Raw genomic sequence first — 17,713 nt, forward strand, 5'->3', positions numbered from 1 at the left:
CAAGGAAAAGATGAGCGAAGACCGATCGAGCAATGGGCACAAGTCGTGGTTGGACAAGATCACCCAGGCTTTTGCCCATGAGCCGAGAAACCGCCAGGAGCTGCTTGAGCTGCTGCGCGAAGCCCACGACAACAAGCTGCTGGACAGCGAAGCGCTGTCCATTGTCGAGGGGGCGATCCAGGTCGCCGACCTGCAGGTACGCGACATCATGGTGCCGCGCTCGCAGATGATCAGCATCAAGGCCACCCAGACGCCGCGCGAATTCCTGCCGGCGATTATCGAGGCAGCACACTCGCGTTACCCGGTTGTGGGCGAGAGCCTCGACGACGTCATGGGCGTCCTGCTGGCCAAGGACCTGCTGCCGCTGATCCTTCACGACAACACGCATTCGTTCAACATCAAGGACCTGCTGCGGCCAGCCACCTTCGTGCCGGAGTCCAAGCGACTGAACGTGTTGCTGCGCGAGTTCCGCGCCAACCACAACCACATGGCCATCGTCATCGACGAGTACGGCGGCGTAGCCGGGCTGGTAACCATCGAGGACGTACTCGAACAGATCGTCGGTGACATCGAGGACGAGCACGATGTCGAGGAAGACAGCTACATCAAGCCGTTACCCAGCGGTGACTTCATCGTCAAGGCGCTGACCCCGGTGGAAGCCTTCAACGATTTCTTCGGCGCGGAATTCTCCGACGAAGAATTCGACACCATCGGCGGCGTGGTGATGAGCGCCTTCGGCCACCTGCCCAAGCGCAACGAAACCACTGAACTGGGCGGCTTCCGTTTCCGCGTGCTCAACGCGGACAGCCGTCGCCTGCATCTGCTGCGCCTCACCCCGCTGCATGACTGAGCGTAGGGCGTACAACCGTTCGCGGTTGTACGCCGATGCTCGCGGATGCCAAGGCCGAACCCGCTGCGCGGGGCAAACAGCTGTAGGAGCGAACTTGCTCGCGAACATCTCCCGCAGCGGGGCGGGTTCGCGAGCAAGCTCGCCCCTACAAATAACTCCGACCTTTCCTGCAACACCCTGCCGCAGTCAGCTCATGGCTTTTGGCTTTCATCCCCATAGCCTACCGTTCGTCTCTCCATTACTCTTGCGCATCGCTTAACCGCAACAAGGATTCCCGATGCGCTGGATCACCCGCCCCGGCCTGCCAGGCCACCTGCTCGCCCTGGCCGCTGGCGCGCTCACCCCGCTGACCCTGGCTCCGTTCGGCTACTGGCCGCTGGCAGTGCTTTCGCTGGCCCTGCTCTACTTGGGCCTGCGCGGCACCCCCGCGGGCTCGGCGCTCTGGCGCGGCTGGTGGTACGGCTTCGGCGCCTTCATCGCCGGCACCAGCTGGATCTACTTCAGCATCCACAACTTCGGCGGCGCCTCGGGGCCGCTGGCAGGCTTCCTGGTCGGCGGGTTCAGTGCTGGCGTGGCCTTCTTCTTCGCCCTGCCTGCCTGGGTCTGGGCGAAATTCTTCCGCCGCAACAATGCTCCGATCAGCGACGCACTGGCCTTCGCCGCGCTGTGGGTGGTGCTGGAGCTGTTCCGCAGCTGGTTCCTCACTGGCTTCCCCTGGCTCTACGCCGGCTACAGCCAACTGGACGGCCCGTTGGCGGGCCTCGCCCCGCTGGGCGGCGTATGGCTGGTGTCGTTCGGCATCGCCCTCACCGCCGCGCTGATCATCAACATCCCGGCCCTGACCCAGCGCCCGACGCGCCTGGTCGCCGGCCTGATCCTGCTGATCGCGCCCTGGGCCGTGGGCCTGGGCTACAAGGGCCACGCCTGGACCACCCCGGCGGGTGCACCGCTGAAGGTCGCCGCGCTGCAGGGCAACATCGCCCAGGAAATGAAGTGGGACCCGAAGGCCATCACCCACCAGCTGGAGCTGTACCGCGACCTGACCGCCGAGCAGAGCGGCGTCGACCTGATCGTCTGGCCGGAAACCGCCGTGCCGGTGCTCAAGGACCAGGCCACTGGCTATCTGGAGATGATCAACGGCGTCGCCACCGCCAAGAAAGCCGCGCTCATCACTGGCGTGCCGGTGCGCGAGAAGACGGCCGAGGGCATCCGTTACTACAACGGCATTACCGTGGTCGGCGAAGGCAGCGGCAATTACCTCAAGCAGAAGCTGGTGCCGTTCGGCGAGTACGTGCCGCTGCAGGACCTGCTGCGTGGCCTGATCGCCTTCTTCGACCTGCCCATGTCCGACTTCGCCCGCGGCCCGGCCGACCAGCCGCTGCTCAAGGCCAAGGGCTACTCCGTGGCCCCGTACATCTGCTACGAAGTGGTCTACCCGGAATTCGCCGCCGAGCTCGCGGCGCAAAGCCAGTTGCTGCTGACCATCAGCAACGACGCCTGGTTCGGCACCTCCATCGGCCCGCTGCAGCACCTGCAGATGGCGCAGATGCGTGCCCTGGAAGCCGGCCGCTGGATGGTGCGCGGCACCAACAACGGCGTCACCGCGCTGATCGACCCGTTCGGCAAGCTGGCGGTGCAGATCCCGCAGTTCCAGCAAGGCGTGCTGCGCGGCGAAGTGGTGCCGATGCAGGGCTTGACCCCCTACCTGCAATGGCGCGTCTGGCCGCTGGCGATTCTCAGCGCTGTGCTGCTGGTCTGGGCGCTGGTGCGCCGCCGTACGCACCCGGAAGAGCGTCGACTGTTCGGTTGATACCGACGAAAAGGGCCTCATTGCGAGGCCCTTTTTCATTCTGGGAGCCGGGTTCGCGAGCAAGCTCGCTCCTACAGGCGCGGATCGGTCCTTGTAGGAGCGAGCTTGCTCGCGAACCGCATCATGCCGGTACCATCAATAGAACAACCGATACCCCACCAGCCCGATCGCCTCGTTCAGCAGTTGCCCGCTCTGCCAGATCGCCCGGCTTTCCGGCAGCCAGCCGCCACCGGGCACGGCATCGTCCATACCGATATAGCCCGAAGGCGCCGGCACGACTTCCAACCCGGCCTTCTCAAAGCTCCAGATCGAACGCGGCATGTGAATGGCACTCGTGACCAGCACCACTCGCTTGATACCCGCCTCGCGCAGCATCTCGGCGCTGAATTGCGCATTCTCCCAGGTCGTCCTGCTGCGGCCCTCCTCCCAGCGCACCGGCACGCCGTAATCGTCCAAGAGGCTCTGCGCCATGATCCGCGCTTCGGAGGGCGGCGTGCCGTAATGCAGGCCGCCGGAAGTCAGCACCGGCAGGCCGCTGGCCTTGGCCAGGCGCGCCGCATAGCGAATGCGCTCGCGCGCCATCAGACCGGGCTGATCCTCTTCCCAGGCACGATCCCCGCGCACCCGCCCGGCGCCCAGCACCACGATGGCGTCACCGCGCTGCGCCAGTCCCGCCCATTCCGCCTGCTTGAGCGGCTCCTGCTGCTCCAGTTGGCGCGCGCCCCACTCCACCGTCGCCGGCAGGCTCATCACCAGCAGGCCGAGGAAGCCGGAAAAGAAGCAGAACACCGACAAACGCGGATAGCGCCGACGCAGTACGAAACCCAGGAGCAGCAACAGAAGCAGCAGCCCCGGCGGCATGAATATCTGTTTGAGGATGAAGCGGATAGGCATTGGCGACTCCTTGTCGAGGCGCCAAGCCTAACGGAAAGGGGAAATATCAGCGTGCTTTCGCGTTGCGGAACAGCTGCGAACCGCAGGACGTGCAAGGCAGCACGCCCTGGTTACGACTCCAGGCCACGGGAGAGCCGCACAGAGCGCACTGCAATTGCTGTGGGCGCGCCACCAGACGCGGACGGCTGGGCGGCGTGGGTGGCCGCACATGACGTGGCACGCGGGCTGGCGCGCGCTCCAACAGTGCAAGCTCCTCCGCCGCGGCATGCCAGCCGCGCAGCCAGTTCACATCCTGGTCCAGATACGCCCTGATCAACTCCATTTCGGCACTGCTCAAACCGCGCAACTCCAGTTCCACGGGGCATTCGTCACGTAGTCGCTCTGCGGTGTCGGCCTCATCCAGGGCCAGCGCGAGCCGTTGCAACAACCGTTCATACAGACCGGAACCCGAAGCACTTGCGCGATGCAGCTCAGCCATCAGTCACCTCAAGACAGGCGGAAACCTCCCGCCCTCAGGCAAAGCTTAGCGGCCCACCCCACGCCACACCGAGCGTGCGACAAACGGCGCGGGCTACCGGCTCGGGTGGGGGTCATGTATGCTACGAGGCTTTCTGTAGCCGCCCGGCCCGTGTCTTCTCAGGGGCCGGTAGAGCGGAGGGCCACTCGACCTCCCCGGCTGCACAATTCTTTTCCGTACAGGTTCAAATCGCGCCATGCACGAGCAATATCAGCCCCTCGAGATCGAATCCCAGGCCCAGAACTTCTGGAACGAACACAACTCCTTCCGCGTCGACGAAGTCGCCGGCAAGGAGAAGTTCTATTGCCTGTCGATGTTCCCGTATCCGAGCGGCAAGCTACACATGGGGCACGTGCGCAACTACACCATCGGCGACGTGATCAGCCGCTACCACCGCATGCAGGGCAAGAACGTCCTGCAGCCGATGGGCTGGGACGCGTTCGGCATGCCGGCGGAAAACGCCGCAATGAAGAACAACGTCGCGCCGGCGGCCTGGACCTACGACAACATCGCCTACATGAAGTCGCAGCTCAACAGCCTGGGCCTGGCGATCGACTGGTCCCGCGAAGTCACCACCTGCAAGCCGGACTACTACCGCTGGGAACAGTGGCTGTTCACCCGCCTGTTCGAGAAAGGCGTGATCTACCGCAAGAACGGTACCGTGAACTGGGACCCGGCGGACCAGACCGTACTGGCCAACGAGCAGGTCATCGACGGCCGTGGCTGGCGTTCGGGCGCGCTGATCGAGAAGCGCGAAATCCCGATGTACTACTTCAAGATCACCGCCTACGCCGAAGAGCTGCTGTCCAGCCTCGACGACCTGCCGGGCTGGCCGGAACAGGTCAAGACCATGCAGCGCAACTGGATCGGCAAGTCCCGCGGCATGGAGATCGCCTTCCCCTATGACCAGGCTTCCATCGGCGAGGCCGGCCAGCTGAAGGTCTTCACCACCCGTCCGGACACCCTGATGGGCGCCACCTACGTCGCCGTGGCCGCCGAGCACCCGCTGGCCACCCTGGCCGCCGAGCGCGATCCGTCGCTGCAGGCTTTCATCGACGAGTGCAAGCGCGGCGGCGTCGCCGAAGCCGACATCGCCACCCAGGAGAAGAAAGGCGTCGCCACTTCCCTGTTCGTCGAACACCCGCTGACCGGCGACAAGCTGCCAGTGTGGATCGCCAACTACGTCCTGATGACCTACGGCGAAGGCGCCGTGATGGCCGTGCCGGGTCACGACGAGCGCGACTTCGAGTTCTCCAACAAGTACGGCCTGCCCATCGTCCAGGTCATTGCCAAGGTAGAAGGCGACAACGACTTCGAAGCCGGCACCTGGAAAGAGTGGTACGGCCTGAAGGACGAGAGCGTCATCACCGTCAATTCCGGCAAGTACGATGGCCTGGGCTACCAGGCCGCGTTCGACGCCATTGGCGCCGACCTCGCCGCCAAGAACCTCGGCCAGCAGCGTACCCAGTTCCGCCTGCGCGACTGGGGCATCAGCCGCCAGCGCTACTGGGGCTGCCCGATCCCGATCATCCATTGCGACAGCTGTGGCGACGTGCCGGTGCCGGCCGAGCAACTGCCGGTGGTCCTGCCCGAAGACGTGGTGCCGGACGGCGCCGGTTCGCCGCTGGCCAAACTGCCATCGTTCTACGAGTGCAGCTGCCCGAAATGCGGCCAGCCGGCCAAGCGCGAAACCGACACCATGGACACCTTCGTCGAGTCGTCCTGGTACTTCGCCCGTTATGCCTGCCCGCAGTTCGAAGACGGCATGCTGGACAAGAAGGCCGCCAACTACTGGCTGCCGGTCGACCAGTACATCGGCGGCATCGAGCACGCCATTCTCCACCTGCTCTACGCGCGCTTCTTCCACAAGCTGATGCGTGACGAAGGCCTGATCGACTCCGACGAGCCGTTCAAGAACCTGCTGACCCAGGGCATGGTCGTCGCCGAGACCTACTACCGCGTCGCCGCCAACGGTGGCAAGGAATGGTTCAACCCCGCGGACGTGGAAGTCGAGCGTGATGCCAAGGCCAAGGTCATCGGCGCACGCCTGAAGACCGACGGCCTGCCGGTGGAAATCGGCGGCACCGAGAAGATGTCCAAGTCCAAGAACAACGGCGTAGACCCGCAGGCCATGATCGACGCCTACGGCGCCGATACCTGCCGCCTGTTCATGATGTTCGCCTCGCCGCCGGACATGAGCTGCGAGTGGTCCGACTCCGGCATCGAAGGCGCCAACCGCTTCCTGCGCCGCGTCTGGCGTCTGGCCCAGGCCCACGTCAATGCAGGCCCTGCCGGCACCGTGGACAAGTCCGCGCTGGATGACGCGCAGAAGGCCATTCACCGCGCCATCCACCTGGCCATCCGCCAGGCCAGCCAGGACGTAGGCCAGCACCACAAGTTCAACACCGCCATCGCCGCCGTGATGACCCTGATGAACGTGCTGGAGAAAGCCCCGACTGAATCCGCCACCGACCGCACCCTGCTGCAGGAAGGCCTGGAAACCGTCACCCTGCTGCTCGCCCCGATCACTCCGCACATCTGCCACGTGATCTGGCAGGAGCTGGGCAAGGACGGCGCCGTCATCGACGCCAGCTGGCCGCAGGTCGACGAAGCCGCCCTGGTGCAGGACAGCCTGCAACTGGTGGTACAGGTCAACGGCAAGCTGCGCGGTCACATCGAAATGCCCGCCACTGCCAGCCGCGAAGAAGTCGAAGCGGCTGCCCGTGGAAATGAAAACGTCCTGCGCTTCACCGATGGCCTGACCATTCGCAAGGTCATCGTGGTGCCGGGCAAGCTGGTCAACATCGTCGCCAACTGATCCAACGCTGGAAATAAAGCAAACGCCCGTGGCACCTTCGTGCCACGGACCAACAGGAATGAGGGAAGCTTGATGAAACGTATCCTGACCAGCCTCGCGCTGATCGGCCTGGCCAGCGTTCTGACCGCGTGCGGTTTCCACCTGCGCGGCATGGGCGATACGAACTTTGCGCTCAAGGAGATCGATCTGAGCGCACGCAATGCCTACGGCGACACCGTCAAGCAACTCCAGCAGGTGCTCGAAGGCAGTGGAGTCAAGGTCGTATCCCGTGCTCCCTACCACCTCATCCTCGCCCGCGAGGACGTGACCAGCCGTACCGTCAGCTACACCAGCTCTGCGCGCAGTGCGGAGAACCAGCTGACCAACACCCTGGATTACGAAATCCGCGGTAGCGATAACCTGTTGCTGCTCAATGGCCAGGTCCAGGTGCGCAAGGTTTACGTGCAGGACGAGAACAACCTGATCGGTTCCGACCAGGAAGCCACGCAGATCCGCAACGAAATGCGCCGCGACCTGGTCCAGCAGATGTCCATGCGCCTGCAGATGATCACCCCGGCCCAGCTGGAAGACCTGCAAGCCAAGGCAGAAGCCAAGGCCAAGGCCGAAGCTGATGCGATGAAGGCCGCGGACGAGGCCCGCAAGGCCGAGCCGCAGCAGTCGCCGATCGAGTTCCCGAAAGCGCAGTAAGAGACAGGGGCCGGCCAAACCGGCCCCTGCTTCATCATGAAGCTCAATCCCGGACAACTCGCCAAGCACCTGCAAGGCAAGCTCGCGCCCGTCTATGTGGTCAGCGGCGACGAACCGCTACTCTGCCAGGAAGCGTGCGACGCCATCCGTGCCGCCTGCCGCCAGCAAGACTTCGGCGAGCGCCAGGTATTCAACGCCGAGGCCAACTTCGACTGGGGCCAACTGCTGGAAGCCGGCGCCAGCCTCTCGCTGTTCGCCGAGAAGCGCCTGATCGAGCTGCGCCTGCCCTCCGGCAAGCCCGGTGATAAAGGCGCGGCGATCCTCCAGGAATACCTGCAGCGCCCGCCGGAAGACACCGTCCTGCTGGTCAGCCTGCCCAAGCTCGATGGCAGCACACAGAAGACCAAATGGGCCAAGGCCCTGATCGACGGTGATGTCGCCCAGTTCATCCAGATCTGGCCCATCGATGTTCACCAGTTGCCGCAATGGATTCGCCAGCGCCTTTCCCAAGCCGGCCTCGCCGCCAGCCAGGAAGCAGTGGATCTGATCGCCGCCCGCGTCGAAGGGAACCTGCTGGCCGCCGCCCAGGAAATCGAAAAGCTCAAGTTGCTCGCCGATGGCCAGCAGATCGACGCCGATACCGTTCAGGCGGCGGTGGCTGACAGCGCCCGCTTCGATGTCTTCGGCCTGATCGATGCTGCCCTGAACGGCGAAGCCGCCCATTGCCTGCGCATGCTCGAGGGCCTGCGCGGCGAAGGCGTAGAGCCGCCGGTGATCCTCTGGGCCCTGGCCCGGGAAATCCGTGTACTTGCCAGCCTCGCCCAGCAGTTCAGCCAGGGTGTTCCACTGGACAAGGCGTTCAGCCAGGCTCGCCCGCCCATTTGGGATAAGCGCCGCCCGCTGATGAGCAAGGCACTGCAGCGCCACACTGCACAGCGCTGGAACCAGATGCTGCAGGACGCCCAACTGATCGACGCGCAGATCAAGGGCCAGGCCCCCGGTAACGTCTGGAACAGCCTCGCTCGCCTCGCCTTGCTGGTTGCCGGCCAGCGGATCAGTCTGCCTTCGGCCTGATTTCGGTTTCCACCGTGTCGCCGTGAGGCCAGCCGGTGAGTTATCGCGGACGAAGTCCGCTCCTACGCGACGATCCCGCCGGCACTTACACCAACAAGCCCGCTCCGTCCTCGAACCTCGGGCAGGAGCGGACTCCGTCCGCGATGCTCCCCAGCCACTCAGGCCTTCGCCCTCACACACCAGACTCGGAACCTGCCCTGTAGGAGCGAGCTTGCTCGCGAACCTGCACAGCGCCCGGAGCTTCAGGACCGCGCCGGCACTGCCCGGCGCGCCTGCCCCTCCGCCCGATCCAAGGCCACACCGCGAGTATCGCGGCCGGTACTGATCAGCAGGCAGATGAGCACCGCCACCACGCCGGCGACCATGGCCATCGCCGTGCCATAGCTGTAGCTCTTGGCTATCTCCGCCTGTAGCGGTGCATTCACTGACGCGACCAGGTTGCCCAACTGGTAGACAAATCCCGGCAATACCGCCCGCGTACCCACCGGCGCCAGTTCATTGAGGTACGCCGGAATCACACCCCAGGCGCCCTGCACCATGAACTGCATCAGGAAGGCCCCTATGCCCAGCGCCACCGCTCCATGACTGAAGGCCCACAACGGCAGCACCGGTAGCGCCAGCAACGAACCGCAGATGATCGCCTTCTTCCGCCCGATGCGCTCGGAAAGGCTGCCGAACAGAATCCCGCCCAGGATCGCCGCGATGTTGTAGGCCACTGCGATCAGGCTGACCGTGTGCGTATCGAATCCGTGCTGCACCTTGAGGAAGGTCGGGTACAGGTCCTGCGTGCCATGGCTGAAGAAGTTGAAGCAGGCCATCAGCAACACCGCATACAGGCACAGCTTCCACTGGCTGCGCAGCACCGGCCACAACGGCGTCGATTCCTTGCGCTCACGCGCCGCCTGCCAGATCGGCGACTCCGGCACCTTGAACCAGATGAACACCACCAGCACTACCGGCAGGCATCCGACGATGAACATCCCGCGCCAGCCCAGCACCTCGAAGAACAGGCCGTAGATGATCGAAGCGATCAGGTAGCCGGCCGGATAGCCGGCCTGGAACAACCCCGACACCATGCCCCGCGAGCGCTCGGGAATGGTCTCCATCGCCAGCGACGAAGCCACGCCCCAGATGCCGCCCATGGCCACGCCGTACACCACCCGCAGGATCAGGAAGGTCGTCAGGTTCGGCGAAAAAGCCGAGGCGAGTTCAAGCAACGAGTAGATCAGGATATTGATCATCAGCACCGGTCGCCGCCCGTAGCGTTCGGCCGCGCGCCCGAACAGCAACGCGCCGATGGGCCGCACCGCCAGGGTCAGCAGAATCGCCAGCGATACCTGCGGCAGGTCGACGTGGAAGGTCTGGGCGATATCGGTGAGAACGAAGACCAGCAGGAAGAAATCGAAGGCATCCAGCGTCCAGGCGAGCACCGAGGCGATCACCACATTGCGCTGGGTAGGGGACCATTGCTGCATGATACATCTCCAGCCGTGGCGTCGCCGTCCCTGCTCACCGAGGCAATAGTTAGTCAGCTACCAAACTAACCGAGCCCGAGTACAAGCCACAGTCGCGCACCTGAAAAGATCTGTTACAGAAATAGCGACAATCCGCCGCAGGCCCGGTTCGATGAATCCCTGGTGCAGTTACTCCAGGCAGCCAAGCATCAACACGCACCGCACCGCACGGCCAGCCAAAGCAGCGCCTACATCGGCGGGAGGAAGTGCCTGAATAGATGCCGGGTCGCGGAGTTGAGCGTGACAAACGGAATATGGCGAGCGCGCAAGAAGGTTCTCAAGGCTGAGAGAAGTCAGGAGATTCATTGCTCCGAAGACTCAAACTCGCACGCTTCGCCTCGTAACGTGGCCTCTGCTACCCAGCGCCCTATTTTCCATCGCGTAGGAGTCACTGTCTTTTTCTGGGGAGTCCGTACCCATTCATCCCCCCTCACCCCAGCCCTCTCTCTCAGGGAGAGGGCTGGGGTGAGGGCCAACCGAGCGCAGAACTTTCACGTAGGAGCGGACTTTGTCCGCGATGACTAACCGGCACAGTGTGGGAGCATGCCTGCTCGCGAACCACGCGCCTTGGACGCACGGGCCAAATCACTCCCACTCCCGCACCTGGCGAACCTCCACGCACCCCAGCCGCCCCGGCGGGATCTTCGCGGCAATCCGCTCGGCTTCCTCCAGGCTTTGCGCCTCAATCAGGTAGAAGCCGCCCAACTGTTCCCGCGTCTCAGCAAAAGGACCGTCGGTCACCGCGAGCTTTTCGCCTTGCCCACGTAACGTCCGCCCGGTTGACGTCGGCAGCAACGCGTTGGCCGCGATGTAATTGCCGCTGCGCCGCAACTGCTCGCTATAGGTCATACACTCATCGACGATGCCTCGCAGCTCGGCCTCTGGCAGCTCTGCCGCCTTGCGCTCATCGAAATAAATCATGCAGAGAAACTTCATCGCCCTTTTCCTCGTTCTTGTCCGCAATGTCAGAAAGGTCCGTCGTCCAGCGTAGCCCTGAACGACGGCCGCCGACCTTGGCCCGCCCGCCGGTTGATCAGCGGCATGGACAAGCGTCCCAGTTAGGCGGAAGATGCGCGCGCCGGCACAGGGCCGGCCCCACGAGGCAAGCCAGACGAGGAAAGACAGATGGCGAAGAAATCCAAACGGCCAAACAAGGCCAAGTCACTGGTCGCACAACCACTGTTCCGCAGCCGCCAGGAACAGCCACTCAAAGGCAAAGGCAGCTACCGCCGCGAAGCCTCCCGAAATTGGGAGGCTTCTTCGCTTCTGGCGGCGTGAAACGTCAAAAAACCTGAACCTCCCCCGCCCTTTCGCTTTCAACCGGACAGCCAAGCCCTGGAGGTCCCACCATGAAAGCCCCCCTGATCGTTGCCATCCTCGCCCTCCCCTTCAGCCTCTCAGCCCATGCGTTCTGCTCCGACCAGGAAGCCGAAGCCAAGGGCAAGCAAGTCGCCGCCAAAGTCACCGAGGTGACTCGCAGCGATCCCCAGCGCGCACAGAAGCTCAATGAAAAGCTCGCGGAAATGAAAAAGTCCCGCTCCAGCGAACAGCGACCCGACGACTGCGCCGCCTACGACGACATGCTCATGGAGCTCGACCAGAGCGCACCAAAGGTCGACCAGGAAACCGGCGGCGAATCCAAGCAATAACCGACGTTATCCTGTGCACAGGCACTCCCAGGCGCGCCGTTCGACGGGGATCCATCCGCAGCGGGAATTTTCCCGCATCCACGCCATCGAATCTGCACACCCGGCGCTTCTGCCCATCGCAGACGCGTCACGGAGGCCATGCTAAGGTGGCCCCTCACCTGCCAGTACTTGAGGAGAGCAATGCGCACGCCTGTTTCATCTGTTGTCGGCCAACGCTGCCTGCTCGCCGTCACCCTCTCCGTGATCTCCTTCGGTCTGCTGACCTCCTGCACAGAGCCGCCGCCCAAAGGCGCGACCGTCACTCAGGTACAGCCGACGCAAAGCTTCGAACAATGGCGTGACGGCTTCCGCGCGCAGGCGCTGGCCGCAGGCATCAGCGCACAAACCTTCGACGCCGCGTTCGAAGGCATCGAGCCGGATGACTCAGTTGTCACCGCCGACCGTAGCCAGCCCGAATTCACTCGCCCCGTGTGGCAGTATCTGGAGAGCGCCGTTTCCGCCGCGCGAGTGCGTAACGGCCAGGCCCGCTCGCTGGAAAACGCCGATGTGCTGCAACGTATCGAGACCACCTACGGCGTCGACCGCGCAACGGTGGTAGCGATCTGGGGCATGGAAAGCAACTTCGGCCAGCAGATGGGTAGCAAGAACGTCATACGCTCACTCGCCACCTTGGCCTATGAGGGACGTCGTCCTGACTTCGGCCGGGATCAACTGATTGCCGCCCTGCAGATCCTGCAGCATGGCGATGTGCCGGCGCGCAACATGATCGGCTCCTGGGCAGGCGCCATGGGGCAGACCCAGTTCATTCCCACCACCTACAACCGGTATGCGGTGGATTTTGATGGCGACGGTCGACGTGATATCTGGGGCTCATCAGAAGACGCCCTGGCCTCGACGGCCAATTACCTGCACGTGTCGGGCTGGCAGCCCGGTCGCACCTGGGGATTCGAGGTCCGGCTACCCGAAGGTTTCGACTACGCTCAAGCCGACATGAGCATCCGCAAACCCATCGCGCAATGGCGACGCCTGGGGGTACAGCCCGTGAACGGCAATCTCCCCACCGACCCAGCAGGCGAAGCCTCGCTGCTGATTCCGGCAGGTTATCGCGGCCCTGCATTCCTGGTGACGGATAACTTCCGAGCCATCCTCACCTACAACAACTCCACCTCTTATGCCCTGGCAGTCGGCCTCTTGGCCGATAGTTTCAAGGGCGGTGGCCAGTTAATCGGGCAATGGCCGGTGGATGAGCGCCCGCTCAGCCGGAGCGAACGTATCGAACTCCAGCAGAAACTGATGGAACACGGGTACGCCCTAGGCACCCTGGACGGCATCATCGGTGCCAACACGCGGCAAGCGATTCGCGCCTATCAGGCAGCCATCCATTGGCCTGCTGATGGTTATCCGACCCAGGCACTGCTGGAGCGTCTGCGCAATTGAAAAGCACAAAAAAAGGGCCCTTGAAAGGGCCCCTTTTCACCTGGCTTATCGACACACGCCGATAGGTCAATTGTACGTGAGGTACAGGTAGGTAAACGTCGAGAGATCTCCGCCAGTCACCGGCAGCGCCTTGGCATAGTACTTGGCCACATAGGTGAACGTCTGGCTGGTGGTGGTGAAGCTGACGCCCGGATCGGTCGCCAGGTTGACGGCAGTAGTGCCATCACTCTTGAACAACTGAATCTGCGCGCTGGTGCCGCTCGTGTTGGTGTTCTTCAGCGTACCGGCAGCAGCATCGACGTTCACGGCCGCGTCCCACTTCATTGTGGTGGTGGCCGTCGGGCAGTTGGTCAATACGATATCGAACGACTTCTGATTCTTGCTCAGCGCGCCCGTTGCCGCAAAATCACTGCTCATAACCGAGCTCAGCGGCACGTTGATTTGAGTCGGGGCGCTTCCAGTGCCTGCAATAGTGCAAGTTCCGTCGATAACCTTACCAGTAATATTGATTTGCGCGTCCGGTGTTGCCGCGTACACGTTGGCGGCGCAGGAAAATATCCCAGCAGCAGCAAGAATTTTTTTCATATCAACCTCACCTTTCTTGGATTCTACGTGTTAAAGATAAAGCATCGTCAATTGGACAAGTCCGACCACTTGCCCGGGCGTTACTTGCGCCGCAGTACCAGTTCTGTAATAAGCCACATTCAGGTTGATCGGCAACATGGAGTTTCCGCTGGTCGGACTGTAGCCCGCCAACGTATAGCTGGGGTCTGCAAACTTAACCGGGTTGATTCCGGTACTATCGGTGATCCGAATCCCCACCCCACCAGCCATTCCTGGACCGGATTGGTTGCTGAAAGTACCGTTTGTAGAACTGATGATGTTCGCGCCAATGGGATCCAGTTCGTAGCGAATAACATTCATGCCCGATGGGCAATTCTTGACCTGGATCTGTAGCGGCTTCTTCTTCACCTCGGTCGTCGAGGCGTAGTCCCACACATACGAGTCGGCCAATTGCAGATCCACAGAGTCCACTTGGCACATCAGTACGTTGAACTGTACCGATGATGCCAGAAATTGTTTGGGGCCGCCTTGAGTTCCATAATTTCCATCCACATAAGTCACTGCTCGTGTCAACTCGCCGCCAGCGAGAACCCCCGCAGTGATTTGTCCATATTGAACGAGACGAATTTGTACTTGGCCACCGTTGGTTACAGATCCATTAGAGTTACAGAAATTAAATGCATAGGCATTTGCACTTGAAACCAGCTTCCCCCAGCCGGCCCATCCGCAACCGTTCGCATAGAGATTATACTTAAGTACAAAACCCACGCCGTCCTTGCTGGTTTTCCAGATCGTGTACGTATCGCCCCCATCCGAGTAGGAAGAATTTGCGCTGACGGGCTTAAAGACAGCCGAACCGGTATTTGAGTCATTGGAAGTATTACAACTCCACCAGTTTGTAGCGGATGCGCCTGCAACCCAACCCGTCAGGGCCATCACTTGTGTACTATCACGAGGCACGGAGATTACCGGTGGGAAATTGAACGTATCCGCTGCTGGATTACCACTACAGGTTGCCGCAGCCATTGCTTTGCCCGACATGAGAACTACAATCGAACAGACAAGGACTACTAACAGCAGCGTATCGCTGAACCACCACTTCTTCCCATATAGCTCATGCAAACCCATTAAACACCCACTTCCGAATTAACAATTCAGACAATTACGATCAGTAACTAGCGCCCGGCAACTTTAGGTGCATCCAGAATCGCCTGGCAGGTCGAACTCACCTTCATGAAGGGAAGCTTGTCATCGCTCTGAGCTGGCAATGAGTAATCGATCTGGCAACGTTGCCCCGAGCCATCCCCCCACTTGACGAACAACTGGCCCTTCGGCTCCAGGCCCCGCAGGAATATCCTGCCGCCTTGACCAACCATGGACAGATTGTTGCCTTTCGCATCCAATACTTCGGCGCCCATGGGAATGGCCTCTCCACTGTCCCGCACCACCTGCATGAGGACGGGCGCACCAGTGATAGTGGAATACTTCAACATGACCACCGAGCCATAGCGCGGTGCGGTCTGTTGCGAGGTGACTTCAAGTTCGACATCCTTGGAAGTCCCCTTCGGATCCAGGTCAATGTCGTTACGACGGTAGGGTGTCAGCCCGCCCACAACGGCATATCCGTTGCTGGCGACCTTGGCACCGACGTTGGTGCTGATGGACGCGCCTTCGGCGCCTTTGGCCTCAACGACCGCCATGGTTTCGCTCTGGTTCTGCGAGAAGTTGATGCCGCCGGGATGTGCGACAACCGACCCGCGAGCGCCCAGGCCTACCTGTTTGTATCCGTCGCCCGTACTGAAGTTGGCGTTATAAATGGCTTCCGGTGCGCTGTAGGAAAGGTTGGCGCCACTGTTGTAGGTACGATCGCCGTCATACTTGTTACCGGACCCATAAACGCCGTAGGCAATTTGATTGTCGTCACCTGCCGAGCCATTCAGGCTGGTCTGGATGCTGTTGTTCTTGCCGTTGGTAAAGTTGACGTTACTGGTCAACGACATCGGATGACGGTTACCCAAGCCAATGGGAACGGTCACGCTGAGCATGTAGGTATTGTCGTAGTCACCGTCTTGGTTGCTGGTACGCGAGGCCGACAGCGACATCGACCCCCAATTGAAGCCGGTATTGACGCCGCCCTGGAAGCTGGTGTCACTGCTGCCCTTGTTCCAGTAATTCTGCTTCGAACCACTGAAGTACAAGGAACTGCGATCCGTGAGCGGCTGGTTGATACCCAGCTGATAACGGTTGCGCTGGCGATACAGGTTGTAGTTGTTCGCGCGATCGGTACCCCAAGCCTGGGCAAAATCCTGGAAGCTCAGGTAGTTCTCGCTGTTGAATCGATAGGCCGCGATGGTGAAGTTGGTATTCGTCGGCTCGAGCAGCTTGCTGTAGGTCACGCGGTAGCTCTGGCCGCTCATGTCCTTTTTCAGACCGTACTGGCTATCGTTCAGATCTTTGGCCTTGGACTGGGTCACGTCGGCCGCCAGGGCACCTACCGATGTGCTCAACGCCAAGCCGCCCTGCGCGGCCGCGTAATCCTCAGCGATAATGCCGCCCGTATAGGCAGTCAGGTAGTTATTGATGCCGTACTGGTAGGTGCCTTGGGCGAAGTTGGGTTCACGATCGAGGTTGTCGTCCCGGTACTTGCCTGCCGTCACGCTGTAACGGGAAATGCCCGGACGCACCAGTTGGTTGATCGAGGCGAACGGGACCAGGAACGACTTCACCCGGCCATCCGCTTCGGTGATCTCCACTGTCAGGTCACCCGAGTAACCCGTGTTGTAGAGGTCGTTGATCTCGAACGGACCGGGTGCGACGCTAGTTTCGTAAATGACATTGTCGCCCTGCTTCACCCGCACCCGCGCGTTGGTGTCCGCCACCCCGCGGATATTGGGCGCGAAGCCCCGCTGCGAATCGGGCAGCATGCGGTCGTCACTGGCCAGTTGCACGCCGGTATACGGCACGGAATCGAACACCGCACTGTCGGTGTAGTACTGGCCGGCGGTGAATTGCGACTTCAGGCTGGTAACATCGCGCTGTGCGTAGGTGCTGATGGAGTTGTAGTTACTGGTGGACTTGCTGTTGTCCGTCTCATTGCGGCTGTAGCTGCCGTTGTAACGCAACCGCCATTCGCCCAGGTTCGCGCCAGCGTTGATGCCCGCGTAATAGTTCGTGGAGTCAGTGCCGTGGCTATCACTCTTGTAGACATTGGTGTCATACATGAGGAAGCCGGCAGTCACGCCGCTGTCCCACTCCGACGGGTCGACATAACCATGCACCTGCCGGCCCAGGTACAGTTGCGGCACGGAGATGCTGGCGGATAGCTCGGAGAGGTCGATATCCAGCCTGCCAGAGGGCACTACCGCGTTGAAATCCACGCAGTCACCGGTAATCAGCTTCTGCTTTTCCGGCGGCAGCTTGCTGACATCGACACCCAGCTCCGCGAATTGGGAGCTTTTGATGCAGTAGGTGGACACAGCACTCTTGCCACTGCCCTCCGATACCGCCCTGATGGGCATTCGGCCAACCCACGACTGATTGACGTATACGTCGAGGCGATACACGCCCGGCTCGATGGGGGTTCCGTTTTCGAAACGCGACACATCCACGCTCGGCACGCTGCCGCCGTGATCGAAGAAGCTGGGGTTGAACTCAGCGACCTCCAGCGAATTGGAATTTCTCTTTCCCGATGGCTCGTCATCCGCCAGGACGGATGGCGCGCCGAACGTAAGCAAGACCCCGTACAGCAGGCAGCATCCCATGACGACGGGAAGCCAAGTCGAACCCATGGCGACGGCGGACGCCAACGGGGTGCGTTGCTGGGTGAAGGTGCCTTGCATGATGTCCATAATCGTTTTCTCTGTTGATCCGTCTTCTTGCGGACGAGCTGATCCACACCC

Annotated in this window: 15 protein-coding genes; 8 read left to right on the forward strand and 7 right to left on the reverse strand. The window is 61.9% G+C overall.

The features are described 5' to 3' along the window. Nucleotides 1-10 precede the first annotated feature (10 nt). The gene (locus tag ACNFH5_RS12235; RefSeq protein ID WP_416746239.1) at nt 11-850 is read left to right on the forward strand and encodes an HlyC/CorC family transporter; all 840 of its coding nucleotides are present in this window, start codon (nt 11-13) and stop codon (nt 848-850) included. Nucleotides 851-1,127: 277 nt separating this feature from the next. Continuing rightward, on the forward strand, nt 1,128-2,660 hold the full coding sequence (gene lnt, locus ACNFH5_RS12240) for an apolipoprotein N-acyltransferase (protein WP_416746241.1): 1,533 nt from the start codon (nt 1,128-1,130) through the stop codon (nt 2,658-2,660). Nucleotides 2,661-2,795: 135 nt separating this feature from the next. Here the strand turns inward: lnt and ACNFH5_RS12245 are convergent, their stop codons facing one another. Continuing rightward, complete coding sequence (locus ACNFH5_RS12245; protein ID WP_416746243.1) at nt 2,796-3,554, reverse strand: YdcF family protein; 759 nt, start codon at nt 3,552-3,554, stop codon at nt 2,796-2,798. A 46-nt stretch (nt 3,555-3,600) separates the two neighbouring features. Continuing rightward, entirely contained in the window at nt 3,601-4,032 is a 432-nt protein-coding gene (locus ACNFH5_RS12250) for a hypothetical protein (RefSeq protein WP_416746245.1), read from the reverse strand. A gap of 235 nt (nt 4,033-4,267) precedes the next feature. Here ACNFH5_RS12250 and leuS point away from each other — a divergent pair, with 235 nt between their 5' ends. The 3 genes from leuS to holA all read left to right on the forward strand — a co-directional run bounded on the left by leuS (nt 4,268) and on the right by holA (nt 8,650). Further along, nucleotides 4,268-6,889 (forward strand): leucine--tRNA ligase, encoded by a 2,622-nt coding sequence (leuS, locus tag ACNFH5_RS12255; RefSeq protein WP_416746247.1) that lies wholly within the window; start codon nt 4,268-4,270, stop codon nt 6,887-6,889. Nucleotides 6,890-6,961: 72 nt separating this feature from the next. Continuing rightward, the gene (lptE, locus tag ACNFH5_RS12260) at nt 6,962-7,576 is read left to right on the forward strand and encodes an LPS assembly lipoprotein LptE (protein ID WP_416746249.1); all 615 of its coding nucleotides are present in this window, start codon (nt 6,962-6,964) and stop codon (nt 7,574-7,576) included. A 36-nt stretch (nt 7,577-7,612) separates the two neighbouring features. Next, on the forward strand, nt 7,613-8,650 hold the full coding sequence (gene holA / locus ACNFH5_RS12265) for a DNA polymerase III subunit delta (RefSeq protein ID WP_416746251.1): 1,038 nt from the start codon (nt 7,613-7,615) through the stop codon (nt 8,648-8,650). A gap of 242 nt (nt 8,651-8,892) precedes the next feature. On the opposite strand, the gene ACNFH5_RS12270 is transcribed toward holA, so the two are convergent. Continuing rightward, entirely contained in the window at nt 8,893-10,125 is a 1,233-nt protein-coding gene (locus ACNFH5_RS12270) for an MFS transporter (protein ID WP_416746253.1), read from the reverse strand. Between the two features lie 624 nt (nt 10,126-10,749). Then, nucleotides 10,750-11,100 carry a YciI family protein gene (locus tag ACNFH5_RS12275; protein WP_416746255.1) on the reverse strand — a complete coding sequence of 117 codons (351 nt, stop codon included), beginning with the start codon at nt 11,098-11,100 and terminating at the stop codon, nt 10,750-10,752. 189 nt (nt 11,101-11,289) lie between these two features. Between ACNFH5_RS12275 and arfA the strand changes: the two genes are divergently transcribed. The 3 genes from arfA to ACNFH5_RS12290 all read left to right on the forward strand — a co-directional run bounded on the left by arfA (nt 11,290) and on the right by ACNFH5_RS12290 (nt 13,250). Next, nucleotides 11,290-11,442 carry an alternative ribosome rescue factor ArfA gene (gene arfA / locus ACNFH5_RS12280; RefSeq protein ID WP_045215115.1) on the forward strand — a complete coding sequence of 51 codons (153 nt, stop codon included), beginning with the start codon at nt 11,290-11,292 and terminating at the stop codon, nt 11,440-11,442. A gap of 71 nt (nt 11,443-11,513) precedes the next feature. Then, complete coding sequence (locus ACNFH5_RS12285; protein WP_416746257.1) at nt 11,514-11,813, forward strand: hypothetical protein; 300 nt, start codon at nt 11,514-11,516, stop codon at nt 11,811-11,813. 180 nt (nt 11,814-11,993) lie between these two features. Next, complete coding sequence (locus ACNFH5_RS12290) at nt 11,994-13,250, forward strand: lytic murein transglycosylase (RefSeq protein WP_416746259.1); 1,257 nt, start codon at nt 11,994-11,996, stop codon at nt 13,248-13,250. Between the two features lie 66 nt (nt 13,251-13,316). Here the strand turns inward: ACNFH5_RS12290 and ACNFH5_RS12295 are convergent, their stop codons facing one another. The 3 genes from ACNFH5_RS12295 to ACNFH5_RS12305 are packed head-to-tail and all read right to left on the reverse strand — an operon-like array spanning nt 13,317 to nt 17,662. After that, the gene (locus tag ACNFH5_RS12295) at nt 13,317-13,835 is read right to left on the reverse strand and encodes a fimbrial protein (protein WP_416746261.1); all 519 of its coding nucleotides are present in this window, start codon (nt 13,833-13,835) and stop codon (nt 13,317-13,319) included. A gap of 30 nt (nt 13,836-13,865) precedes the next feature. After that, nucleotides 13,866-14,942 carry a fimbrial protein gene (locus tag ACNFH5_RS12300; protein WP_416746263.1) on the reverse strand — a complete coding sequence of 359 codons (1,077 nt, stop codon included), beginning with the start codon at nt 14,940-14,942 and terminating at the stop codon, nt 13,866-13,868. A gap of 47 nt (nt 14,943-14,989) precedes the next feature. Continuing rightward, on the reverse strand, nt 14,990-17,662 hold the full coding sequence (locus tag ACNFH5_RS12305; protein WP_416746265.1) for a fimbria/pilus outer membrane usher protein: 2,673 nt from the start codon (nt 17,660-17,662) through the stop codon (nt 14,990-14,992). Nucleotides 17,663-17,713: the final 51 nt, after the last annotated feature.

This window comes from Pseudomonas sp. NY15435 (assembly GCF_048068295.1).
Lineage (GTDB): Bacteria > Pseudomonadota > Gammaproteobacteria > Pseudomonadales > Pseudomonadaceae > Pseudomonas.